This window comes from Limnohabitans sp. (genome assembly GCF_036804465.1).
In the GTDB taxonomy this organism is placed as follows: Bacteria; Pseudomonadota; Gammaproteobacteria; order Burkholderiales; family Burkholderiaceae_C; genus Limnohabitans.
Map to the genome: position 1 here is coordinate 158,684 of NZ_DAIRSK010000001.1, position 25,124 is coordinate 183,807.

18 protein-coding genes are annotated in these 25,124 nt (G+C 58.8%); 14 read left to right on the plus strand and 4 right to left on the minus strand.

The features are described from left to right. Positions 1–16: 16 nt before the first annotated feature. Positions 17–1,018, plus strand: coding sequence for a Bug family tripartite tricarboxylate transporter substrate binding protein (locus V7Q41_RS00765; protein ID WP_333841505.1), 1,002 nt, complete (start codon positions 17–19; stop codon positions 1,016–1,018). Here the strand turns inward: V7Q41_RS00765 and V7Q41_RS00770 are convergent. Then, positions 999–2,225 carry a CaiB/BaiF CoA transferase family protein gene (locus V7Q41_RS00770; protein WP_333841508.1) on the minus strand — a complete coding sequence of 409 codons (1,227 nt, stop codon included), beginning with the start codon at positions 2,223–2,225 and terminating at the stop codon, positions 999–1,001. The genes V7Q41_RS00765 and V7Q41_RS00770 overlap by 20 nt on opposite strands. Continuing rightward, positions 2,218–3,147 carry a hydroxymethylglutaryl-CoA lyase gene (locus V7Q41_RS00775; protein WP_333841510.1) on the minus strand — a complete coding sequence of 310 codons (930 nt, stop codon included), beginning with the start codon at positions 3,145–3,147 and terminating at the stop codon, positions 2,218–2,220. The genes V7Q41_RS00770 and V7Q41_RS00775 overlap by 8 nt, the downstream gene beginning before the upstream one ends. Positions 3,148–3,280: 133 nt before the next feature. Here V7Q41_RS00775 and recC point away from each other — a divergent pair, with 133 nt between their 5' ends. The 8 genes from recC to acs all read left to right on the plus strand — a co-directional run bounded on the left by recC (position 3,281) and on the right by acs (position 18,740). Continuing rightward, positions 3,281–6,928, plus strand: a complete 3,648-nt coding sequence (gene recC / locus V7Q41_RS00780; RefSeq protein ID WP_333841511.1) for an exodeoxyribonuclease V subunit gamma — start codon at positions 3,281–3,283, stop codon at positions 6,926–6,928. Further along, positions 6,925–10,539 (plus strand): exodeoxyribonuclease V subunit beta, encoded by a 3,615-nt coding sequence (gene recB / locus V7Q41_RS00785; protein WP_333841513.1) that lies wholly within the window; start codon positions 6,925–6,927, stop codon positions 10,537–10,539. Before recC ends, recB begins: the two co-directional genes overlap by 4 nt. Before the next feature lie 162 nt (positions 10,540–10,701). After that, positions 10,702–11,034 carry a type II toxin-antitoxin system HicB family antitoxin gene (locus tag V7Q41_RS00790; protein WP_333841515.1) on the plus strand — a complete coding sequence of 111 codons (333 nt, stop codon included), beginning with the start codon at positions 10,702–10,704 and terminating at the stop codon, positions 11,032–11,034. Then, positions 11,031–12,863, plus strand: coding sequence for an exodeoxyribonuclease V subunit alpha (gene recD, locus V7Q41_RS00795; RefSeq protein ID WP_333841518.1), 1,833 nt, complete (start codon positions 11,031–11,033; stop codon positions 12,861–12,863). The genes V7Q41_RS00790 and recD overlap by 4 nt, the downstream gene beginning before the upstream one ends. A 24-nt stretch (positions 12,864–12,887) precedes the next feature. Continuing rightward, positions 12,888–14,432 carry a hypothetical protein gene (locus tag V7Q41_RS00800; RefSeq protein ID WP_333841520.1) on the plus strand — a complete coding sequence of 515 codons (1,545 nt, stop codon included), beginning with the start codon at positions 12,888–12,890 and terminating at the stop codon, positions 14,430–14,432. Between the two features lie 17 nt (positions 14,433–14,449). After that, positions 14,450–15,202 carry an OmpA/MotB family protein gene (locus V7Q41_RS00805; RefSeq protein WP_333841523.1) on the plus strand — a complete coding sequence of 251 codons (753 nt, stop codon included), beginning with the start codon at positions 14,450–14,452 and terminating at the stop codon, positions 15,200–15,202. A 21-nt stretch (positions 15,203–15,223) separates the two neighbouring features. Then, positions 15,224–16,651, plus strand: coding sequence for an EH signature domain-containing protein (locus V7Q41_RS00810; RefSeq protein WP_333841525.1), 1,428 nt, complete (start codon positions 15,224–15,226; stop codon positions 16,649–16,651). Between the two features lie 124 nt (positions 16,652–16,775). Continuing rightward, positions 16,776–18,740 (plus strand): acetate--CoA ligase, encoded by a 1,965-nt coding sequence (acs, locus tag V7Q41_RS00815; protein WP_333841527.1) that lies wholly within the window; start codon positions 16,776–16,778, stop codon positions 18,738–18,740. Here the strand turns inward: acs and V7Q41_RS00820 are convergent, their stop codons facing one another. Beyond that, entirely contained in the window at positions 18,741–19,367 is a 627-nt protein-coding gene (locus V7Q41_RS00820) for a ParA family protein (RefSeq protein WP_333841529.1), read from the minus strand. Between the two features lie 116 nt (positions 19,368–19,483). On the opposite strand from V7Q41_RS00820, the gene V7Q41_RS00825 reads away from it, so the two are divergent. Beyond that, the gene (locus V7Q41_RS00825; RefSeq protein ID WP_333841531.1) at positions 19,484–19,810 is read left to right on the plus strand and encodes a bactofilin family protein; all 327 of its coding nucleotides are present in this window, start codon (positions 19,484–19,486) and stop codon (positions 19,808–19,810) included. A gap of 45 nt (positions 19,811–19,855) precedes the next feature. On the opposite strand, the gene V7Q41_RS00830 is transcribed toward V7Q41_RS00825, so the two are convergent. Further along, a complete protein-coding gene (locus tag V7Q41_RS00830; protein ID WP_333841533.1) occupies positions 19,856–21,058 on the minus strand; it encodes a CaiB/BaiF CoA transferase family protein in 1,203 nt (400 codons plus the stop codon). 125 nt (positions 21,059–21,183) lie between these two features. Here V7Q41_RS00830 and leuC point away from each other — a divergent pair, with 125 nt between their 5' ends. Genes leuC through V7Q41_RS00850 form a run of 4 tightly spaced genes read left to right on the plus strand, consistent with a single transcriptional unit; the run spans position 21,184 to position 25,100 of the window. Further along, positions 21,184–22,605: a 3-isopropylmalate dehydratase large subunit gene (gene leuC / locus V7Q41_RS00835; protein WP_333841535.1), complete on the plus strand. Its 1,422-nt coding sequence runs from the start codon at positions 21,184–21,186 to the stop codon at positions 22,603–22,605. A 23-nt stretch (positions 22,606–22,628) separates the two neighbouring features. Further along, a complete protein-coding gene (leuD, locus tag V7Q41_RS00840; RefSeq protein WP_333841537.1) occupies positions 22,629–23,294 on the plus strand; it encodes a 3-isopropylmalate dehydratase small subunit in 666 nt (221 codons plus the stop codon). A 28-nt stretch (positions 23,295–23,322) separates the two neighbouring features. After that, complete coding sequence (gene leuB, locus V7Q41_RS00845; protein WP_333841539.1) at positions 23,323–24,408, plus strand: 3-isopropylmalate dehydrogenase; 1,086 nt, start codon at positions 23,323–23,325, stop codon at positions 24,406–24,408. 32 nt (positions 24,409–24,440) lie between these two features. Then, positions 24,441–25,100, plus strand: coding sequence for a nucleotidyltransferase family protein (locus V7Q41_RS00850; protein ID WP_333841542.1), 660 nt, complete (start codon positions 24,441–24,443; stop codon positions 25,098–25,100). Positions 25,101–25,124: the final 24 nt, after the last annotated feature.

Below are 25,124 nucleotides of genomic sequence, written 5' to 3' on the forward strand. Positions count from 1 at the left end.
CAAGCGAAAGAGACACATGAACTTCAACGACCCCACCCTCACGCGCCGCCAACTGCTGGCCAGTACCGCAGCCAGCGCACTGGCTTTTTCGCCCGCGCTATCCCATGCACAAGCTGCTTGGCCTTCTAAACCTTTGCGCTTGGTCGTGCCGTTTGCACCTGGCGGCAGCTCTGAAATTGTGGCGCGCGCCTTGGCAGGCGAGATGGGCAAAACGATTGGACAAAGCGTGTTTGTGGACAACAAGCCCGGTGCGGCTGGCAACATTGCCATGCAAGAAGTAGCCAATTCAACCGATGAGCACACGCTCATCTTGGGCCACATTGGCACCTTGGCCGTGAACCCCTTCATCTTTTCGAAGCTGTCGTATGACGCAGCCAAAGACTTCACGCCGATCACGCTCATCTCAAAAGTGCCCAGCCTCTATGTGGTGCACCCCGACTTGCCGGTGAAGAACCTCAAAGAATTTGTGGCCTACGCCAAAGCCAACCCTGGCAAGCTCAATTACGGCTCGGCAGGCAACGGCAGCGCGGGCCACTTGGCGTTTGAATACCTCAAGATGGTGTCAGAGACATTCATCTTGCACGTGCCCTACCGTGGCACAGGCCCCATGCTCACCGACTTGATGGCAGGCCGCTTAGATGCGGCGTCTGTCGGCGCCCCTGCGCTGTTGCAGTTCATCAAAGCGGGCAAGCTGCGTTGCATTGCCACCGGCACCAGCGCACGCTTGCCGCAGTTGCCCGACGTGCCCACCGTGGCAGAGCAAGGTTTCAAAGGCTTCGAGATGACGCAGTGGTACGGCCTGATGGCCCCCAGCAAAATGGCCAAGGCCAACCTCGACAAGCTTGAGAAAGAAGCCATTGCTGCGACCCGCAGCAAACTGGTGCAAGAAAAACTCAGTCAAGACACAGCCTTGGCAGTGGGCAACACGCATGCGGAATTTGAAGCCTTCATCAAACTTGAGCAAGCGCGTTGGAAGCCCGTCATTGCTCGTGCACAGATCAAGCCTGAGGGGGTGTGATCACCTTCACCACACCGTCTTGCACCATGCGTTGAATGTGGGCGCTGTCGTAGCCCAGTTCACGCAGCAGTGCCTCGGTGTCTTGGCCAATGCTGGGGGGCGCGTGGCGCATTGGCAAACGCTCGCCATCCATGCGCAAAGGCAGCAAAGGGGTGCGTGTGTGCACCTCTTGCCCCGCACTGCTGGCGTCACTGGGCAACGTGATCGGCGTGAGGCCATCTGTGGCGAGCAAATGCGGATCCTCAAACAAATCTTGCGGTTTGGTGATGGGCGCATAAGGCAAACCAGCAGCTTCAAAACGCGAGCTCAGCTCTGTGGCGCTCAGCTTTGCAAAATGCTCACGCAAGATGGGCATCATCCAATCACGTGCCTTCACGCGGTCGTTGTTTGAGGCCAAACGCACATCGGCCTTGAGATCGGCCAAACCAAACGCATCGCACATCACATGCCATTGCGTGTCGCTCACGACCGCCAAGAATATTTGCGCATCGTCTTGGACCGTGAACACGTCATACACCGCCCATGCGCTGATGCGGCTGGGCATGGGCGCAGCGGCTTTGCCCGTGACAGCAAACTGCATCATGTGCTGCGCAACCAACATCACATTGTTTTCATACAGGGCACTTTGCACCTCTTGGCCTTTGCCCGTTTGATGGCGCTGCGCGAGTGCAGCCAAAGCCCCAATCGCGCCAAACATACCGCCCATGATGTCGTTCACGCTCGCGCCTGCGCGCAAGGGGCGACCCTCAGGCCCCGTCATGTAGGCCAAGCCACCCATCATTTGCACCACTTCATCCAGTGCGGTGCGGTGCGCATAGGGCCCTGGCAAAAAGCCTTTGTGCGACACATAAATCAGCCCCGGGTTGAGCTTGGACAAGGCTGCGTAGCCCAAGCCAAGTTTGTCCATCGTGCCTGTTTTGAAGTTCTCGCTGAACACATCTGCCCCAGCCACCAAGCGCAGCACCAGTTCTTGGCCTTGGGCGCTTTTCACATCCACCGCCAAGCTTTTTTTGTTGCGGTTGAAGATGCCAAAAAACCCAGAACCTGAGCCCATCAGCCTGCGTGTGCTGTCACCGCTTAAAGGTTCGACCTTGATGACCTCGGCGCCTAAGTCGGCCAAGATCATGCCGCAGGTGGGGCCCATCACCATGTGGGTGAACTCCACCACCCGAATACCCGCTAGGGGCAAGGTCTTGGCATCACGCATGTGTGTGGGTCTTCCAGTGCTTGGGCAAGCCCGCCAGCGGGGTCATGCCGTAAATGGGTTCGTTGGGCAGGCCCGTTTGCAAGTGCACGCGTGCCGCCATGAGCTTGTCGAGGTCCACGCCCGTGCGCACACCCATGGCCTCGAACATGAACACCAAGTCTTCCGTCACCACATTGCCCGACGCACCTGGCGCATAAGGACAGCCACCCAAGCCGCCTTGCGAGCTGTCAAACGTGGTCACGCCCACATCGACAGCAGCCAAGCAGTTGGCCAAACCCAAACCGCGTGTGTTGTGCATGTGCGCTGCGCCCATCTTGGGGCCAACGGCCTGCTGAAGCTTTTGAAACAAGCGGCGCACCTGCGCTGGATTGGCCATGCCCGTGGTGTCGGACAAGCCCACCTCGTGCACACCCGCCTCGGCCAATTCGGTGGCCAGCCACATCACATCGTCATCGGCCACATGGCCTTGCAAGGTGCAGCCAAATGCGGTGGATATGCCCACCTCTACTTTGATATGGGGTGCACGTTCGTGCGACATGGCCACGATGCTGCGCACCTCGGCCACCATGTCGGCGCGTGACTTGCGCACATTCGCCAACGAATGCGCCTCACTGGCTGACACAGGAATGGTGAGCTTGTGCACCCCCGCTGCCAATGCGGCCTCAGCGCCTTTGAGGTTGGGCACCAAAGCCATCACCGTCCAGTTGGGCAAAGCCACGGCATGACGCACCACCTCAGCCGCATCGGCCATCTGCGGCAGCAGCTTGGCCGGCACAAACGAGCACACCTCGATTTCGCGCAAGCCCGCATCGTGCAACGCGGTGATCCAAGCCAGCTTGTGTGCCGTGGGCATGGTGGCCTTGACACTTTGCAAGCCATCACGCGGGCCGACTTCGCTGATTAAAACGGACTGAGGCAACACAGTTTTTTTCCTGGTAGAAGCGAACGATCAAATGATTGTCAGCGCTTTTTGGTAACGTGGACGGCCAAGGCACCCAGTATGCTCACTGACACCCCCAAATATTTAGCCCCCTTTTTCGCTCGTTCTGCCCCCCATGTCTAGCCCCCACGCCACCGGTTTTATGGTGCTTCATAGCAACCAGCTAGAGGGCCTGCGCGAGTTGGCGGTGCAGTTCATCCGCAACCACCCGCTGCCCGTGCTCGCGCCCGAGGTGCTGCTGGTGCAAAGCAACGGCATGAAGCATTGGCTCGAGCTGGCCTTGGCCAAAGACTTAGGGGTTTGCGCCGCCACACAACTCGAGCTGCCGTCGACCAAGCTCTGGCAGATTTACCGTGCTGTGCTGGGCCCCAGCCATGTGCCCGCGCACATGCCGCTCGACAAGTCGCCACTGGTGTGGCGCATCATGCGTTTGCTGCCCCATTTATTGGCACAGCCCAGCTTTGCGCCGCTCAACAACTACCTCGGCCAAGCCGACGGCGATGCCTCCCCGATGAACCGCCGCGCGTATCAGCTGGCCGCGCAATTGGCCGACGTGCTGGACGGCTACCAAAACTACCGCGCCGATTGGCTAGAAGACTGGGCCCATGCCCGAGACCAACTGCGCACACAAGCGGGCACAAACGCGGGCGCATTCACCACACCGCTGCCCGTCTCACAAAGCTGGCAGCCCTTGCTGTGGCGCGCATTGCTGGCTGACCTCGCCGCTGATGCCCAGGTGCAAGCCGCTCTCAGTGCCCATGCGCCGCACAGCTTCAGCTCGCGCGCCAAAGTGCACGAGGCCTTCATGGTCAAGATGGCATCCATCCCAGAGGGCCATCGCCCTGCGGGTGTGCCGCATCGCATCATGGTGTTTGGCGTGACCTCGCTGCCCATGCAAACCGTGCAAGCGCTGGCTGCGTTGGGCCGCGTATGCCAAGTGCTGATGCTGGTGCAAAACCCCTGTCAGCACTACTGGGGCCATGTGGTGGAAAGCCGTGTGCCATTGGCCAAACTCGCCAAGCAACGCCAAGCACACAAAGCTGGTTTGCCCGTGCCGCAAGACGATGGCTCGCTGAGCGAAGCCGACCAATACACCCTGCACACCGACACGCACCCGCTGCTGGCTGCATGGGGCAAACATGGACGCGACTATTTGCACTTGCTCGATGGCTTTGACGATGTAGACCAATACAAAGGCCAGTTCAGTCGCGTGGATGTGTTTGTCGATCCTGCCCAGGCAGCCGCCAGCCAAGGCCGTGCGCCCACCATGCTGGAGCACTTGCAGTCGGCCCTGCTCCACCTAGAACCTCTGCCAGACACACCCACACAGGTGCCCGCCCACGACACCAGCCTGAGCTTTGTGCAAACGCACTCGGCCCAGCGCGAGGTCGAGGTGCTGCACGACCGCCTGCTGGCGTGGCTCGATGCCGACCCCACCTTGACGCCCGCCGACATCATGGTGATGGTGCCCGACATGGCCAACTTTGCGCCGCACATCCATGCGGTGTTTAGCCGCTTTGCCAGCCATGATCCGCGCCATCTGCCCTACAGCGTGGCCGACACCACACCACGCACCGAGCCCTTGGTGCAAGCGCTCGACACGCTGCTGCAACTGCCCCAGCTGCGCGTGACGCGCGTGGAGTGGCAAAGCCTGTTTGAAGTGGCCGCCGTGCGCAAACGCTTTGGCCTACAAGAACACGACGTGGCACTGCTCGACACTTGGTTGGCCGACGCAGGCGTGCGTTGGGGCCTGGACGCATCACAACGCAAGCCCTGGGGCATTGCGCCCGACATGCCCGACGCCAACCAAAACAGTTGGCTGTTTGGCATCGAGCGTTTGCTGTTGGGCTACGCCACGGGCTCAACAGACGAGCTGGCCACGCCGTGGGCCAACACACTGCCGCAAGCCGGCGTGGGCGGCCTCGACGCCCGCGTGATGGATGGCCTGTTGCAATGGCTGCGCCACACACAAATGGCGCTGCTGCAACTGCGCCAAGACCACACACCCACCGAATGGGTGGCGGTGTTGCAGCAGTTGCTGGCCTTATTCTTCAAGCCCAGCGACGAAGCCGACGAGCGATTGATAGAGCGCGTGATGGCCCCACTCGAAACCTGGTTGGCCGAATGCCAACTGGCCCGTCTCGATACCCCGCTGCCCTTGGTGGTGGTGCGCGAACACTGGATGGCGCAGCTGCAACAGCCCGCCATGCAACGCCGCTTTTTTGGCGGTGGCGTGCAGTTCGCCACACTCATGCCCATGCGCTCGATACCGTTCAAGTGCGTTTGCTTGCTGGGCATGAACGATGGCGACTACCCACGCAGCCAAACCCCACGCGACTTTGATTTGATGAGCGAGGCCGCACACGCAGGCAGCGCTCAGTCACACTGGCGCGCTGGCGACCGCTCGCGCCGCGAAGACGACCGCTATTTGTTTTTAGAAGCACTGCTCTCGGCCCGCCACAAGCTCTACATCAGCTGGCAAGGTCGCCGCACGACCGACCATGAAATCAAACCCCCATCAGTGCTGGTGGCGCAGCTGATGGACTACCTTGATGCGGTGTGGACACAGCGCAATGACAAGGGCGACGCCATACCCGCATGCGATGCACCGCTGCAACCGCTGCATGCGTTTTCGCACCAGTACTTCACGCAAGCCTCCCCGTTTCAAACCTATGCACACGATTGGCAAAGCGCTCTGTCGTCCAGCGCAGCCACCATGGACAGTCGCACCGCGTCAGCGCACAGCAACGCTGTGCCGGCCTTTGCCATCGCCCCTACCGAGCTGACGCTGCAAGATTTGCAGCGCTTGCTGCGTCAACCCGTCGAGGTGTTTTTGACAGCGCGTTTGCGTCTGCGCTTAGACCAGCCGCAAGAGGCCGCACAGGAGGAAGAACCCTTCGCGCTCGACGGTTTAGAGAAATACAAACTCAACCAAAGCCTTGCACAAGCCGACGATGCGACACACGCCTTGGCCCAACTGCGCTTGAGCGGCCAACTGGCTTTGGCAGGTTTTGGTCAAGCCCAACAAAACGCCCTGCTGCGTGACCGCGACACCTTGCGCAAACAACTCGATGCGCTGCTGCTCAAATGGCCGCACACCTTGAGCGTGCAGTCAGCACACTGGCAAATGGGTCACACACGCCTGAGCGCCGAGTGGGCCAATGGCCACCACCTGTGGCGCAGCAACCCCGCAGCATCTAGCGCGGACACAGCCAAACACAGCACTTGGCTGCAAGTCAGCCTGCGCCCTGGCGCGGTGACAGAAGGCAAAAAAGAAAACCAATATGTGCGGCTCGACACACTCAGCCAACTGTGGCTGCACCACTTGGCTGCATGTGCCAGTGGCGTGCCCACCACCAGCGTGCAAATTGGCTTGGATGCCGCTGTTGAACTTGCACCCATCCCCGCCGAGACGGCCCAATCCCATTTGCAAAACCTCTGCGATGCTTATTTACAAGCTTGGGCCCAGCCCTTGCCCGTGGCTGCCAAAACAGCGTGCGCGTATGTGTCGGGTGTGGCCGCACAACACAAAGACCCCATGGTCAAAGCACAAACCGCATTCAATGGTGCACACCAAAAACGCGGTGAGTACCAAGACTCCCCCGCACTGCAACGCGTGTTCACCCGCTTTGAAGACATCGAACCCACATTGGCTGATTGGGCGGTTCGCCTCTACGCGCCCATGCTCACAGCCGCTCAAGTGATTCACCTGCGTACCGACAGAGACGACAGTGACGAGCGTGCCCAGGAGCCGGACGCATGAAAGCCCTCAACGCACACACCCTGCTGCTGCAAGGCCGACAAGTGATTGAGGCCAGCGCTGGCACGGGCAAAACTTGGACACTCGCTGCACTGTATTTGCGCCTCGTGTTAGGTCACGAACGCACCGAGACTTTGTTGCCGCCGCAAATTTTGGTCATGACGTTTACCGACGCCGCCACCGCCGAGTTGCGTGACCGTATTCGAACCCGCCTCAGCCAAGCCGCCACCTTCTTTGACTTGAGCGCACAAGGCCGTGACTGTCCCGCCTCTTTGAAAGTAGATGCTTTTTTAATCACACTGCGTGACAGTTTTGATCAGACGCTTTGGCCGCGCTGCGCCTTGCAGCTCAACTGTGCGGCCGAGTGGATGGACGATGCGGCCATCTACACCATTCACGGTTGGTCGCGCCGCATGCTCACACAACACGCGCTAGAGAGCCACAACCTGTTTGAGCAAACCCGGCTTGAGAATGCTGACCAACTCAAGCTCACCCTGGTGCAAGACTATTGGCGCGAATGGTTTTACCCACTGAGTGGCGACACGCTGCAACACATCACACCGCTGATGGGCCAAGACCCTGACAAGCTGCTGAAAACCTTGAGCGAGATGTGGAAGGAACAAGAGCGCAAACCACGCGCATTGGTTGCGCCCGACATCACGCCCACGCAAGCCATTGACACACACATGGCGTGGCAGGCACAAGTAACAGCTGTGGCACTTGCTGCGCGTGAGGCCTGGAGCGACGCCGTGTTGCAAGCGCTGCAAGAAGCAGGAGCACAGAAAAAAATCAAAGGCTTGCGCGCCGACTACTTTGCCAACTGGCTCAAAGCGCTGCAAGCGTGGGCCACGCAAAGTGCGAAGGCTCAAGTCAGCAAAGAAGAATTCAAAGTGCTAGAGCGCTTCACCACCCAAGCCCTCAAAGACAAAGGCTGGGCCGAGGCGGAGGGCTTTGCTTTCTTTGCGGCGATGCAAACCTATATTGAATTGTTTGACGCCACGCCAAGCACCGAGAAGCACATTGCCCTGCACGCCGCACACGCGGTGGGCGAAGCCTATCAAGCCGCCAAAACACAACGCGCCGCGTTTGACTTCTCAGACCTGTTGCAAAACCTGCATCACGCGGTGATGGCCAACGATGGCCGATTGGCCACCGCCATTCGCCAGCAATACCCTGTGGCCTTGGTGGACGAGTTTCAAGACACCGACCCTTGGCAATACGGCACGCTCAACCGCATTTATGCGCCAGACGCCTGCAACCAAGCCAACGCGTTGGTGATGATTGGCGACCCCAAGCAAGCCATCTACAGTTTCCGTGGTGCGGATTTGGGCACCTACTTGCAAGCGCGCAGCGATGCACAAGCGACAAATGATGATGCGTTGCACACCCTCACCGGCAACCACCGCTCAAGCGTGGGCCTAGTCCAAGCTGTCAACCATGTGTTCATGCAAACCCCGCATCCTTTTGCATCGGCGCAAGGCGAGATTGAATTTGTAGAGGTATCCGCCCAAGGCAAAGAGCCTGCTTTGGTGGTGAACGGCGAAGAATACCCGCCTCTCACCGTGTGGCAAATGCACCCGCAAACTGAAGCAGATGTAGTGAGCAGCACCAGCTACTTGCACCACACCGCCCAAGTGTTTGCCGACCAAATGGCTGACTTGCTCAACAAGAAAGTAGCCACCCCCGGCGAGATGGCCGTCTTGGTGCGCAACCAAAAACAAGCCGATGCCGTGCGTCACGCCCTGCGTGCGCGACACATACCGAGCGTGTATTTATCGGACCACACCAGCGTGTACCAAGCGACCGAGGCCGCCGACTTGTGGCGTTTGTTACGCGCAGTGGCTTCGCCCCGCCAAACGGGCTGGGTGCGTGCCGCAGTGGGCAGCCGACTATGGGCGCTGGACTTGCACGAGGTACTGGCCACCACCCAAGACGAAGCGCAGTGGGAGCAACTGCTAGAACAGTTCCACCAATGGCACGGTCTGTGGCAACAACACGGCGTGCTGCCCATGCTGCACCAGTGGCTGCACAGCCAACAGGTGGCGCAGCGCATGTTGGCCCAGCCCGATGGAGAACGGCGGTTGAGCAACCTGTTGCACTTAGGCGAACTGCTGCAACATGCCGCGCAAAGCCTGCAAGGCGAACATGCGCTGGTGCGCTACCTAGGCGAACAAATTCAAAACCAGCACCACGACACAGAAGCCCAACAAGCCCGCCTAGAAACCGATGCGCTGTGCGTGAAAGTCATCACCTATCACAAGAGCAAGGGCTTGCAGTATCCACTGGTGTTTGTGCCATTTGCAGGCGCATTTTCGGTGGAGAAAAAAGCCAAGACCAACTTCGCACAAGACGACGAAGGCGACGACGACAGCGACCCAAGCGCCACTTCGGTAGAAGAAGACATGCGCTTGTTGTATGTGGCCCTCACCCGTGCGCAACGTGGTTTGTGGATGGGCGTGGCCGAAACCAAACATGATTTGAGCAAGGCCAGCTCCAAGAGTGATTTGAAACTGAGCGCCTTGTCGCAATTGCTGATGCGCAAAGAACGCGGTGATCTAGGCAATCAGTTGCACGCCTTGTGGGGCACATGTGATCACATCCAAGTCGCAGACTTGCCAGAGCTGCAAGGCATTCACTACCACGCACCCGCTGCCATCAGCGCACCCAAAGATGCCCTGACACCCACACGCACCCACCACAGCCTGTGGTGGACGGCGAGCTTTAGTGCCATCACGCGCGGGCTGGTGTCTGAATCGAAACGCGACGAGTCGGTGGCCGACGCCATCACAGACGCCAGTGACGGGGTAGCCGAAGCGCAGCCCTATGCCGTAGCTGTAGCCGCCCCTGCGCCAGAGCCCGAAAGCATCAGCGCGTGGCAAACCTTTCCGGCCGGTGCGCGCTTCGGCACACTGCTGCACGACTTGCTGGAATGGCTGTCACAAAACGATTGGCCCCTGGCCCATCACAACGCGCCTGCTTGGTCTCAATCGGCGTGGAGCGATTTGCTGGCGCACAAGGCCCACTGGCTGCAACTCGAAGACGCGCCACGTGCGCAACTAGAGCCTTGGCTCAAAGCTGTGGTGCAAACCCCGCTGCCCTTGCACACGCTCAACGCTGCACCACTCACGCTGTGCCAACTCAGCACCGAGCACATGTGGCCCGAGATGGAGTTCAACCTCGAGGTGGCCCACGTCAGCGCTGCCGCACTGGACCAACTCATTCAAGCCCATGTGTTGGAGGGCTCGCCCCGCCCTGCGCTGCAAGCACGTGTGATGCAAGGCATGCTCACGGGGTCGATGGATTTGGTGCTGCAACACGATGGCCGCTACTGGGTGGTGGACTACAAATCCAACAAACTACCCAGCTACGACAGCGCGACTTTGCAAGACGCCGTGCTGCACAAACGCTACGACGTGCAATACGTGCTCTACACCTTGGCGCTGCACCGCTTGCTCAAAGTTCGCTTGTCTGGCTACGACTACGCCCAACACATGGGTGGTGCGGTGTACATGTTCTTGCGTGGCATTCACGCCGAAGGCGCGGGTGTGCATTTGCAGCGCCCACCGCAGGCGCTGATTGAAGCGCTGGATGATTTGTTTGCAAACGGCTTGTAAAAATCCTAAGCCGCACCAGCACTAAACTGCACGCACTGGTCAAACCATTTGCTTCATCCATCCCATGCATCCAGTACTAAATACTGGTACCATACAAATGAAACGAAAACACCAGAAAACCTGAGACGCCAGCAAGTGGTTTGAGCAACACGGAGTCGCCCCATGAATTTGATGACCTACGACGGCTACAACGCCAAGATTGAATACGACGCCGAGCTGGACATGTTCAGAGGTGAAATCTTAGGCCTCACAGGAGGTGCAGATTTTTACGGCAAGAACCCCAAAGAGCTGCGCGCTGAATTTAAAAAATCGCTCGAAGTGTTTTTAGAGGTGTGCCGCGAAAAAGGCATTGAGCCGCGCCGCAATTTCTCGGGCAAGTTCAATTTGCGCATTCCGACCGAGCTGCACGAAAAGCTGGCCATCGTCGCACAAGCAGAAGGCAAGAGCATCAACACTGTGGCGCAAGAGGCTTTGGTTCAACGCGTGGCTGCATGACCCAAGCCGCCACCGCCACCATGCTGCCTCTGTTGCAAGCGTCATGGGCCCAATCCACGCCCCTGACGGGCTTGGACAAATCACTGGCCAACTTGCTCCAAAGCAAACAACCCAGCGATGACCCGCGCCACCTTTGGCTAGCAGCCCTCACCAGCCACCAATGGGGGCGCGGCCATGCATGCCTAGACCTTGCCGCTTTGCAAACGCAAGCCGCTGAGCTGCTGGGCTGGACCGACGAACACACCGCCACACTCCCCAGCAAACTGCATGAGGCCGCCGCCACCCTGCCGTGGACGCAAGGCGATGCTTCGCCGCTGGTGCTGACCGAAGACAAACAAGGCGCACGTTTGTATTTACGCCGCGCATGGACGGCAGAGCAACACATTCGACGCAACATCGCGCAGCGTTTGGCACTGCCTTGCGATGTGCCTGCTGATTTGCAGCAACGCTTGGATGCGTTGTTCACACCCACCACCGATGGCGAGCCCGACATGCAACGTTTGGCCTGCGAGGTGGCTGCACAAAACCGCATCACGCTCATCACCGGCGGGCCCGGCACGGGCAAGACCACCACGGTGGTCAAGCTGCTGTCGCTCTTGGTAGGCACGTCTTCAAACGAATTGCAAATTCACCTCGCCGCGCCCACAGGCAAAGCGGCGGCGCGCTTGAGCGAGTCGATCAGCAACGCGCTGACCCAAATGCCAGCAGATGTGCAAACACGTATCCCCACCCAAGCGCAAACGCTGCACCGACTGCTACAAACCCACCGCACCACATCGCAGGTGCATCAGCTCGCCACCGATGTGGTGGTGGTCGACGAAGCGTCCATGATTGACCTAGAAATGATGGCCCGCTTGCTGCAGGCTGTGCCGCCCACAGCGCGCTTGATTTTGCTAGGTGACAAAGACCAACTGGCCTCTGTCGAAGCGGGTGCGGTGATGTCACAACTGTGCACAGGCAGCTTGCTGCAGCACCAAACCGTCACCCTCACGCACAGCCATCGCTTCGATGCCAAGAGCGGCATTGGCCAATGGGCACGCGCCGTGAATGCAGACGCGACCGACAACACGCCCGCCCTCCAAGCACTGTGGAACAACGCACCCGATTGGCTAGCCACCCTGCCCCTGCAACAAAGCATCCACCTTGACCCAGTTGGTGACGCATCAGAGCCAGACGTCACACGCCTGCAACTGAGCAGCGCCAGCGACCCCAAGCTGGCCGTGGGCCTGCGCTACGGTTGGCACAACTGGTTGGCTTTGCTCGATGCGCACCGCCCCAGCAAAACTGCGCCAGCCGCGCCCTGCAACGATGCACAAGCCTTGGCCTTGCTCAAGGCCTTCACCGAATTTTGCGTGTTGTGTGCCGTGCGCGAAGGCCCGCTGGGTGTGACGCAGCTCAACACACAGGTTGAGCAAGCGCTGGGCTTGGGCAAAAGCACTTGGTATGCAGGCCGCCCCGTGATGGTGACGCGCAACGACTACACACTAGAGCTGATGAATGGCGACATTGGCCTGTGCCTGCCCAGCCCAGATGGCGTGATGCGCGTGGCCTTCCCTGCGCCAGACGCTGGCGTGCGTTGGGTCATGCCCTCGCGCCTTGACAGCGTGGAGACTGTGTTTGCCATGACGGTGCACAAATCGCAGGGCTCAGAGTTTGCGCATGTGTTGCTCATCATTCCCGCCCAAGAGTCGCCCGTGCTCACCCGCGAGCTGGTGTACACCGGCCTCACACGCGCCAAACAGCGCCTCACGCTGTGGGCCCCGCAGCTGGGCGTGTTGTGGAACGGCTGTGCGAGACGCGTGTTGCGCAGTGGGGGTTTGGGGGATTAACTTGTTCACAATAGCGCCATGCCTATGAATCAATACCTCCTTCAGCTCGAACAGTTGGCTGTGCCCCTGGCCATTGCGGCCGTGATTGTTGTGTTCTCGCTCATCAGCTTTGGCGTGTGGGCTTGGCGCATACGCCAAGTGCGTGCCGATGTGGTGGGGCTGGATGCCCGACTGCAATCAAGCAAAGGCAGCAGCCGCGACGCGCTGACTTTGGCTGAGGCCCAAACCACCGACATCGAGTTGAAGTTCTTGCTGCGGGAAACCGAGGCGGGCTTGATTGACCTGCCCACGCAACACGGCATGAGCCCAGGGCCTCGCATCAGCTACAGCTTTCGCAGCCATGCCGACACCTGGACGGTGCGCAGCGTGCTCGGTGGCCGCATGAACTTGGCCTTGTTCGAAACCATGCCTAACTTGTTGATTGGTTTTGGCTTGATGTGCACCTTTATCTTCTTGGCCGTGGCTTTGCAGCAAGCGGGCTTGGCGCTCAATGCGCTGGATGTGTCGGCACGCCAACAAGACCAAGCCTTGCAGTCGCTCATCGCCACGGCGGGCGGTAAGTTCATCACTTCCATCGCAGGCTTGTTGTGTTCGCTGGTGTGGAACTGGCGCGCCAAAGTGGCGCTGGAAAACTTGCAATCCAGCATTGACACGCTGTGTCACACGCTGCGCGCACGCGTGCCAGACAACGCAGCCGAAGCCAGTGTGCGCATGCAGCTGGCTTTGTTCCAAGACATCTTGGACGAGAACCGCGCACAGGTGAGCCAGCTGCGCCGCTTCGAGGGGGACTTTGCCAACGCCATCGGTGATGCGCTGGCGCGCAATATGCAGCCCGCGTTTGACAAGCTGGCCCAACTGGCCGACAGCATTCAAACCTCAAGCCAAAGTTTTGGCGATGCTGGTAGCCAAGCGGCTGGCGAGCTGAGCAAAGCGGGCGCGGCCATGTCGCAAGGCATTGAAAACGGCTTGGCCTCATTTAACAACGCGGTCAGCACTTTGGCACAAACCATTCAGACCACGCGCGCCACCGTGACCGAACTCGACGGGGCCATTGGCCGTGCTGCCACGGCGGGCAACCAGGGCACGCAACAGCTAGAAACCTTGCTCGCCAGCTTTGGCCAAACCCTTGCCAGCGTGCAAGGCGCTGTGTCGGGTTTGCAAGGCACGGTTGACCAAATTGACCAAGTGGCTGACAAGTTCAAAGACAGTGCCAGCGCGATTGAAAGCTCGGTCCACTTGCAACGCTCCGCCGCAAATGACTTCAAAGAGGCCTTGGTGCCCATGAACCAAGCCTTGGGCCAAACCGTGGACACGCTCAAACAAAGCACGGCGTCTGCCGAAGAAGCCCTGGGCCATGTGAGAACGCATTTGCAAGACGCACAAAAAGCGCTCACTGGCACGGTGGACGCACTCACCCAAGGCGTGTCGGGCTACAGCACCCAAATTGCCAACCTGCACACCAAGATGGACCAACACTTGGCCAGCGCGGTGAACCAACTTGGCGGCAGCATTACCAACCTCGAAGAGGTGTTGGACGAGTTCATCGAAGCATTGCCTCCCAAGGCTTAACCCTGGGCGCATCCACCATGTTCATCAAATCACGCCGCCACACCGCCGCCACCCATGAGCAGGTGGAGGAATCGGGTTACATGGCCTCGGCCAGTGACTTGATGATTGGCTTGCTGTTCATCTTCATCGTGATGGTGATGGTGCTGCTCTCACGCAAACCCGAGCAGCCGCCCGAGCCACCCGCCGATCCACTGGCCACTGTCGTGCACACCATTGGCACCAAGCTGCAAAACGCAGGCGTGCCCGTGACCATCAACCAAGTCTCAGGCGTCATCAGCTTGCCTGCTGACACGCTGTTTGCGCGCGGCAGCGCCGAGCTAGAAGGCTTGGGCGTGCGCACGCTGCGCCAATCGGCCGAGCAACTGCAGCAAGTTTTGCCTTGCTACATCTACTCACAGCGCCGCCAGTTGCCCCCAGACTGTCCGCCCAACCCGCAGCAAGTGGAGATTGAAACCATTTTGATCGAGGGCCACACCGACTCGGTCCCGCTCAACCGCGGCGACTACAACAACTGGCACTTGGGCCTTGACCGCGCACGTGCGGTCTACAAAGTGCTGGGCTCAGAAGGCATGCAAAGCTACCGCAACGAGCGTGAGCAGCCGGTGTTTGGTATCAGCTCTTATGCCAATGAGCGCCCCAGCCGCAAGGACAACGACAGCCAAAACCGACGTGTGGAGCTTCGCTTTGTGTTGGCGTTTCAACCCACCGAAACAGGCGCGACCAAAGGCCCGAGTAGCACCTTGAAGAAGATGCAAGAGACTGTGCGCTAAGCCCGCGCTCAAAAAATGCACATGTTTTTCGCCCCCCTGCCACCCGACTTTGACCAACTGGCCCATGCCGCGCGAACCAAACGCGGCGGCGGCTTGGGCAAAGACCCCGATTTGCGCACCGTGGGTGAGCGCACCTTCAGCGCGTTTGAACGCGTGCAGTTTGCGCCCAACAGCACGGCACCACGACAACGCGATTGGCGCCACATTCCCTACGCGCTGTGGCTCAATGCCGAACGTGGCCTGCACGCCCACACCACGCTGACCGACCGCTACTTTGAGGTCGCTGTGCCCGAGGCGCTCCATTCAAGGCGCCCCCTCAAGTGGGGGCGCGGTTTGCTGCACACGTATTTACAGAGCTTCAGCCCAGACAAGCCCGTGTTCATGAAGCTGGCTCACACGGCCCGTGCCTTCTTTTTAGACCCGCGCGTGCTGGCTTCTTTGTCGCAGACCGAAGCCAATGGCTTGGAGCGGCTGATCAGCACCCTCGATGTGCTGGACCCACTGAATGGCCCCGTGCGTGTGGCCAACGATATTCTGGGTATGCCCGCCGATAAAAGCCTGACGCAATGGCAAGAGCGCCATGCACTGACCCCAGGTTTTTGGCTGAACAAATTTTGCAAGCAAGCATTTTTAGAAGCCCTGCAAGCGCCTCAAGAGGTGCGCAGCACCCTTGGCTACGTGTTGCGCATGTGTGAATGGGCAGTACACGACAAGGGCCTGCCCTCGCAACGTCTGCGCTACCCGCTGTGCCGCGACGAGTTTGCCTACAGCCTGCTCTCGCCTTGGTTTGAGCGCAACCCGCCGCAAGCCCTGAAGAACGCGTTGTTGTCTGAGCTGCTGCGCACCCTAGGCGACCCGCGCCACAACCACGCAGGCTGGCTGGGTGTGCGCCGCGAAGCCATCGAAACCGCCAGCCGCTGGTTGACCAGCCGCACCATGGACGCGTTTTTTGAAATCTTGCGCCACACCGACGACGACATCGGCCCCTACCGCCGCCGCTTTTGGGAAGCCTATTTCCATGCTGGCCATATTTTGGAAGCTTGGATTGCCTTGGGCGAGCAAGCGGTTGAACAACTGCAAAAAATCGACCCGACGGGCGAGCTGAACTACGCCAAGATTTTGGGCAAAATCGCGCCCAACCAGTGTGTGCTGATGCTGCGCATGGGCCACATCGTGTTTTGTGACTGGAGCCACCAAGGCCGCTTGCGCGCCATCTCCAGCGCGGCCAAACAAGCGCCCAAGCTGTACCAGTCTGAATATGAACTCTTCCAACTGCGCTTTGCCACACCGCTGGATTTCAACGATGGTTTGTTGGACGACCCGGGTCTGCTGCACCTCCAGTCCGAACTGGGTGGCTGGCAGGACGCGGCTCGGCACTTCATCGCGCTGCACCTGGGTATTCACCTAGAGCTCAAGGCGCTGATGCCCAGCGATTTAGGAGCTAATTAACACTACATTGTCGACAGACAACAGCCAGGGTTTGTCAGCTTCGAATCAGTCAGACCCTTGTAAGAGCACCACCCCACAGTCACGGGGTTTTGACAAATACTGCCAATCAAGAGGAGACAGGTTCATGAGCGAGATCACCATTCACCAGCCATCAGCTGAATTCGTTAAACAAGCCAACGTGTCCGGCATGGCCGCTTACGAAGCGCTGTGCAAACAAGCTGACACAGATTACGAAGGCTTTTGGGCCGAGCAAGCGCGCGAGATGCTGAGCTGGAAGACCCCCTTCACGAAAGTACTCGACGAGAGCAACGCACCCTTTTTCAAATGGTTCGAAGACGGCACCTTGAACGCCTCTTACAACTGCTTGGACCGCAACATCGAAAAAGGCTTGGGCGACAAGACCGCCATCATCTTTGAAGCCGATGGCGGCGAAGTGACCCGCACGACCTACAGCCAATTGCTGGCCAAGACTTGCCAATACGCCAACGCCCTGAAATCTGTCGGCGTGAAAAAAGGCGACCGCGTGATGATCTACATCTCCATGTCCATCGAGGGCGTGGCCGCCATGCAAGCGTGCGCCCGTATCGGTGCCACCCACTCTGTTGTGTTCGGAGGCTTTTCTGCCCAGTCTTTGCGTGACCGCGTGGAAGACACTGGCGCGGTGGCCATCATCACAGCGGACCAACAGGTGCGCGGTGGCAAGCACCTGCCCTTGAAAGCCATCGTCGACGAAGCCCTGAGCTTGGGTGGCTGCGACTCTGTGAAAAACGTGTTGGTGGTCAAGCGCACCGGTGGTGACGTGGCCATGGTCGCAGGACGCGACCAATGGTTGGGCGACTTGGCGGCCCTGCAAGCCAGCACCTGCGAACCCGAATGGGTAGGCGCTGAGCATCCCTTGTTCTTGCTCTACACCTCAGGCTCGACAGGCAAACCCAAAGGCGTGCAACACAGCACCGGCGGCTATTTGCTCCATGCAGCCCTGACCACCAAGTGGACCTTCGACTTGAAGGACAACGACGTGTTTTGGTGTACCGCCGACATCGGCTGGGTCACTGGCCACACCTACATCACCTACGGCCCCTTGGCTTTGGGCGGCACTGAAATTGTGTTTGAAGGCGTGCCCACGTACCCAGACGCTGGCCGTTTCTGGAAGATGATTCAAGACCACAAAGTCTCGATCTTCTACACAGCGCCCACCGCCATCCGTTCACTCATCAAAGCGGCAGAAGCCAACGATGCGGTGCATCCAAAAAGCTACGACTTGTCGAGCCTGCGCTTGTTGGGCTCCGTTGGCGAACCCATCAACCCTGCTGCTTGGGAGTGGTATTACAAACACGTGGGCGCCAGCCGTTGCCCTGTGGTCGACACCTTTTGGCAAACCGAAACGGGTGGCCACATGATCACACCTCTGCCTGGCGTGACGCCCATGGTGCCCGGCTCTTGCACCTTGCCCTTCCCCGGCATTCAAGCCGCAGTGGTAGACGAAGCAGGTCATGACATGCCCAATGGCCAAGGCGGCATCTTGGTGGTCAAGCGTCCCTGGCCTTCCATGATTCGCACCATTTGGGGTGACCCAGAGCGCTTCAAGAAAAGTTACTACCCCGAAGAATTCAAGGGCAAATACTACTTGGCTGGCGACGGCGCAATCCGCGACGAGAAAACCGGCTACTTCACCATCACCGGCCGAATCGACGACGTGTTGAATGTGTCGGGCCACCGCATGGGCACCATGGAAATTGAATCGGCCTTGGTCAGCTGCACCGAATTGGTGGCTGAAGCCGCGGTGGTGGGCCGTCCTGACGACACCACGGGCGAGGCCATCTGCGCGTTTGTGGTGTTAAAGCGCTCGCGTCCTGTGGGCGACGAAGCCAAAGCGATTGCCAAAATCTTGCGCGACCACGTGGGCAAAGAAATTGGCCCCATCGCCAAGCCCAAAGACATCCGCTTTGGTGACAACTTGCCCAAGACCCGCTCTGGCAAGATCATGCGCCGCTTGTTGCGCAGCTTGGCCAAGAACGAGGCGATTACTCAAGACACCTCAACCTTGGAAAATCCAGCCATTCTTGACCAGTTGACAGACAACCACTGATCAATCTTGATCAAGCCAGTGGCAAATAGGCCCCCACTGTTCTAAATCTTTTTGGACTTTGGAGGGCGTGACGTCAAACATGGATAAACCGTGCGCCGCCATGTGCAAGTAGTACTGGGTGTCACGCAGATAGCTCAGCACAGGGACTTGCAATGACTCGATGAAAGTGCGCAAGTTCCCCGCTGAGATGGTGCGCGTGTCCACGCGGTTGCCCACCACGCCCACTTGTGTGGGTAACTTGGCCGTGATTTGCACCAATTGATTCAAGAATTCGTTGGTGGCCTGCATGTCAAACACACTGGGCATCACGGGCACGATCACTTTGTCGGCACGCTCAATCACCTCTTGCAAACGCCAGCCATGGATGCCGCCCGGCGTGTCAATCACCACATGCGTGGTGCCACGCGGCGGCTTGGCCGTGAGCACCAAGTCAGGCTGAAACTCCCAAGTCGCAATGCGCGGCAGCGTGTCGGGCCGCTGAGTCAGCCAAAATTTGGAGGACTGCTGGGTGTCCGCATCGCCCAGCATGACCTGATGGCCTTGCGACGCAAAGTAACCTGCGATGTTGGTGGACAAGGTGGATTTGCCAGCACCACCCTTTGGATTGGCAACGACGATGACTTTCATAGTTGTTATTTTCATCTGATAAATAGCTTCAAATACGCCAAATGACGTATTTAATTGGAAAAATTGACAATATCGATATAAACTCAAAAGCATTCATATTCCAGAAAGACAAGCTTATGAGCGAAGGCAACAAAGACAAAAGCATTTTCATTGGCGCTGGCGTGGTCTTCAAAGGCTCGATCAACGCGCCCAACCAAGCCATTATTTCTGGCACGGTGGAGGGTGAGTTGGTGGCCAAAGACGTGCTGATTGGCGCTGCAGGCGTCGTCACTGGCACCACAGAGGCCGATTTCATCGATGTCAAAGGCGAGTTAAACCAATCGATCACCAGCAAGAATGTCTTGATTGTGCGAAGCAGTGGCAAAGTAACGGGCGATGTGACTTACGGAGAGATCGAGATCGAACGTGGCGGCAAAGTCAAAGGCGCCATGAAACAGGTCTGAGCGGCTCGAACTTCGCTGCCGGCATGCCCCTAGCAACAAGGGTCATCAAGCCACGATGCCTTTGTCCTTGAGCGCTTGAATTTGCGCTGCGGTTAAACCGATCTCACTCAACACCGCATCCGTGTCTTGCCCGATGGCAGGTGCGTTGCGGCGGTGACTGCCTGGGGTGCGGGAGAGTTTGGGAATGATGCCAGGCACTGCCAGCGATGTGCCATCCTCCATCTGCACCTGTTGAATCATGCCGCGTGCTTGGTAGTGCGGGTCGGCGGCAATATCAGCCACCGTGTAAATGCGGCCTGCTGGCACGGCTGCTTTGTCTAGCGCATCAAGCACTTGTGCCACCGTCATTTGCCCCGTCCACGCAGCAATGACAGCGTCAATTTCGGCCACACGTTGCACACGGCCTGCGTTGTCGGCGAGCGCGGGGTCAGCACCCAAATCGTCACGGCCAAGGGTGTGCATGAGGCGTTTGAAAATACTGTCGCCATTGCCTGCAATCAGCACATAGCCTTCGTCTTGGCAGCGATACGCGTTGCTGGGCGCAATGCCAGGCAAAGCACTGCCAGCGGCTTCGCGTACTGCACCAAACGCGCTGTACTCTGGCAACAAACTTTCCATGCAGTTGAACACCGCCTCGTACAAAGCCACGTCAATCACTTGGCCTTGCCCACTTCGCTCGCGCTCGTGCAAGGCTGTCAATATGCCAATCACGCCGTGCAGCGACGCCAAGGTATCGCCAATGCTCACCCCCACGCGCACGGGCACGCGGCCTGGCTCGGCGGTGAGGTGGCGCAAACCACTCATGGCCTCGGCCACCACACCAAAGCCAGGCTTGTCGCGATACGGCCCCGTTTGCCCGTAGCCACTGATGCGCAACATGATGAGGCGTGGGTTGAGGGCCAACAAGTCGTCGGGGCCTAAGCCCCAGCCTTCCATGGCGCCGGGGCGAAAGTTTTCAATCAATACATCGGCGTCCTTGACAAGTTGGCGCACGATGTCTTGTGCGGCTTTGTCTTTGAGGTCCAGTGCCACCGAGCGTTTGTTGCGCGACTGCACTTGCCACCACACCGAGGTGCCGTCTTTGAGCAAGCGCCATTTGCGCAACGGATCGCCTGTCTTGGGGGTTTCGATCTTCACCACGTCGGCACCGAAATCGGCCAGCGTTTTGGCAGCAAAAGGTCCCGCGATGAGTTGGCCGAGTTCGACCACGCGAAGACCGTGAAGGGGAGTTTGGGATGGACTGATCATGCGCTGAGATTGTGCCAAGACTGGCTACTCACCTTCAAACGCAGCGGCACACACGAGACACGTCCAACGCGGAGTACAAGCTGCACAAGACCGCATAAAATCAAATGCTGCACAAAGGAACACACATGGGACGCACCCTTTACGACAAGATTTGGGACGAACACGTCGTCCACACCGAAGAAGATGGCACCTCCATCCTCTACATTGACCGCCATTTGGTGCACGAAGTCACCAGCCCCCAAGCATTTGAAGGCATTCGCCAAGCGGGTCGCAAAGTTTGGCGTGTCAGCTCGATCGTGGCCACCGCCGACCACAACACCCCCACCACCGGCTGGGAGCTGGGCTATGACGGCATCACCGATCCCGTTAGCAAAGAACAAATCACCACGCTTGACGCCAACATAGCCGAGTTTGGCTCTGCCGCGTTCTTTCCGTTCATGTCCAAGCGCCAAGGCATCATCCATGTGATTGGCCCTGAAAACGGCGCCACCCTGCCCGGCATGACCGTGGTGTGCGGCGACAGCCACACCTCCACCCACGGTGCGTTTGCTGCTCTGGCCCACGGCATCGGCACCTCAGAGGTCGAGCATGTCATGGCCACCCAAACCTTGTTGGCCAAAAAAGCCAAAAACATGCTCATCAAAGTCGAAGGCAGCTTGGCCAAAGGCGTGACCGGCAAAGACGTGGTGCTGGCCATCATTGGCAAGATTGGCACGGCAGGCGGCACAGGCTACACCATCGAATTCGCAGGCTCTGCCATTCGCGCACTGAGCATGGAAGGCCGCATGACGGTGTGCAACATGGCCATCGAAGGCGGCGCGCGCGCGGGTTTGGTGGCGGTGGATGACAAAACCATCGAGTACGTCAAAGGCCGTCCGCTCTCACCAACAGGTATTGAATGGGACCACGCCGTGGCGTATTGGAAAACCTTGCACTCCGATGCCGATGCCAAGTTTGACGCGGTGGTCGAACTCAAGGCCGAGGACATCTTGCCGCAAGTCACTTGGGGCACCTCGCCCGAAATGGTCTTGGACATCAACGGCATCGTGCCCGACCCCGACAAAGAAAAAGACGCCAACAAGCGCAGCGCCATCGAACGCGCCTTGACATACATGAATCTGCAACCGGGCAAAGCGCTGAACGATTTGTTTGTGGACAAAGTGTTCATTGGCTCATGCACCAACAGCCGCATCGAAGATATTCGCGAAGCTGCTGCGGTAGTGAAAAAACTCGGCCAAAAAGTGGCCAAGAACATCAAGCTGGCCATGGTGGTGCCTGGCTCTGGCTTGGTCAAAGCCCAAGCGGAAAGCGAAGGCTTGCACGAAATCTTCAAAGCGGCGGGCTTTGAATGGCGCGAGCCAGGCTGCTCCATGTGCTTGGCCATGAATGCTGACAAGCTCGAGCCAGGTGAGCGCTGTGCCTCCACCAGCAACCGCAACTTTGAAGGTCGTCAAGGCAACGGGGGTCGCACCCATTTGGTCAGCCCCGCCATGGCGGCTGCCGCCGCGATTCACGGCCACTTTGTGGACGTGCGCAAGTTCGCGTAACCGGCCAGTTAAGGGATAAAAATATGCAGAAATTCACCCTCCACAAAGGCATCGTGGCCCCCATGGACCGCGAGAACGTCGACACCGACGCCATCATCCCCAAACAGTTTTTGAAGTCCATCCGCAAGACGGGCTTTGGTCCCAACTTGTTTGACGAGTGGCGCTACCTCGACCACGGCGAACCTGGCCAAGATCCCGCCAGCCGCAAACCCAACCCTGACTTTGTGCTGAACCAGCCGCGGTACCTGCCAGGTGCGTACCGCCCCGAGGGCGCATCGGTGTTGTTGGCCCGCAAGAACTTTGGCTGTGGCTCGTCACGCGAGCACGCGCCTTGGGCGATTGACCAATACGGTTTTCGCGCGGTGATTGCACCGAGCTTTGCCGACATCTTTTTTAACAACTGTTTCAAAAACGGCTTGCTGCCCATCGTGTTGCCCGAAGCCACGATCGACCTGTTGTTCAACGAAGTACACGCCTTCCCTGGTTATGAGTTGACGATTGACTTGGAGAACCAAGTCATCGTGCGCCCCCAAGGCGAGACCATTGCGTTTGAAGTGCAAGCTTTTCGCAAATACTGCTTGCTCAACGGCTTCGACGACATTGGCCTGACCCTGCGCCAGTCCGACAAGATCAAAGCCTTTGAAGCCGAGCGCTTGGCCACCAAGCCTTGGTTGGCGCACACGATGTAATGCTTGTTCAAGAATCTAGAAAGCCCACATGAAAATTGCAGTTCTCCCCGGTGATGGCATCGGTACCGAAATCGTCGCAGAAGCCGTCAAGGTTTTGAACACGCTTGACTTGAAGTTCGAGATGGAAACCGCCTTGGTGGGCGGCGCCGCGTTTGACGCGCACGGCCACCCGTTGCCTGAAGCCACCTTGAAACTGGCGATGGATGCGGATGCCGTGTTGTTCGGCGCGGTGGGCGACTGGAAATACGACACCCTCGACCGTCCGCTGCGCCCCGAACAAGCTATTTTGGGTTTGCGCAAAAACATGGGGCTGTTTGCTAACTTTCGCCCAGCTATTTGTTACGAGCAGTTGGTGGGCGCTTCGAGCTTGAAGCCTGAGTTGATTTCGGGCTTGGACATTTTGATCATCCGCGAGCTCACAGGCGACATTTACTTTGGTCAACCGCGCGGCCGCCGCGTGGCCACGGACGGCCACTTTCCCGGTGCTGAAGAAGCGTTTGACACCATGCGCTACAGCAAGCCCGAGATCGAGCGCATTGCCCATGTGGCTTTTCAAGCTGCCCGCAAACGCAAAGCGGCAGGCTTTGAGGGCCGCGTGACCAGCGTGGACAAAGCCAACGTGCTGGAAACCTTCCAGTTCTGGAAAGACGTGGTGAGCGAAGTGGGCCATGAGTACCCAGACATCGCGCTGGACCACATGTACGTCGACAACGCGGCCATGCAACTGGTCAAAGAGCCCAAGCGCTTTGACGTGGTGGTGACGGGCAATATGTTTGGCGACATCTTGAGCGACGAAGCCTCCATGCTCACGGGCTCGATTGGCATGTTGCCTTCCGCCTCGTTGAACAGCAAAAACCAAGGCCTGTACGAACCCAGCCACGGCAGTGCCCCTGACATCGCGGGCAAAGGCGTGGCCAACCCCTTGGCCACTATTTTGAGCGCCGCCATGATGCTGCGCTTTAGCTTGAACCAAGCCGCAGCCGCCGACCGCATCGAAGCAGCCGTGCAACACGTGCTGGCACAAGGGCTGCGCACGGGCGATATCTACAGCGCTGGCACCACGAAAGTGGGCACCGCGCAAATGGGTGATGCGGTGGTGAAGGCCTTGGGTTAAAACAACCTGACCCAGCCCATTTGCTGATGCACATGGCGACCGATCGCGGCCCCAACGCCCCAAACACCGTCGGTGCGGTCGTCTTGGCTGCTGGCTCAGCCTCACGCATGGGGCATCGGCCCAAATGCCTGCTCGAACTCAACGGCGTGCCACTGATTTGCCGACAGCTGATGGCCTTGTCGCACGCTGGGGTAGAGGATGTGGTGGTGGTCTTGGGGCATTTCGCGCAAGATATTCAGCGTGCCATCACACAATGGCCGATCAAGCAGGTTCTCAACCCGCAACCAGACGACGGACAAAACGCGTCACTGCATGTGGGGCTGAGGGCTTTGTCACCCCATCACTCGGCCGTTGTGGTTGCCTTGGCCGATCAACCGCTGATCGTGTCTCAAGATATCGCCGATCTGATGCGTGCTTATGCACAACGCCCGAGCGGCATGCAAGTGGTTCAACCCTTGGTGGACGGATTACCCGGCAATCCCGTGATGTTCAGCGCCAAGGTGCGTCAACACATCTTGGCTGCTGACAGTAACTTTGGCTGTCGCCAGTGGCAACAGCGCCACCCCGACCAGGTCCACCACTGGGTAAACACCAACCCGCATTACCGCTGGGATGTGGATACTCCGCAGGACATACAAACACTAGAGCAGCACACAGGCCTCCAATTACGCTGGCCCCATCGCCCCAATTGATACCCATTGATTTCACCCACTCCC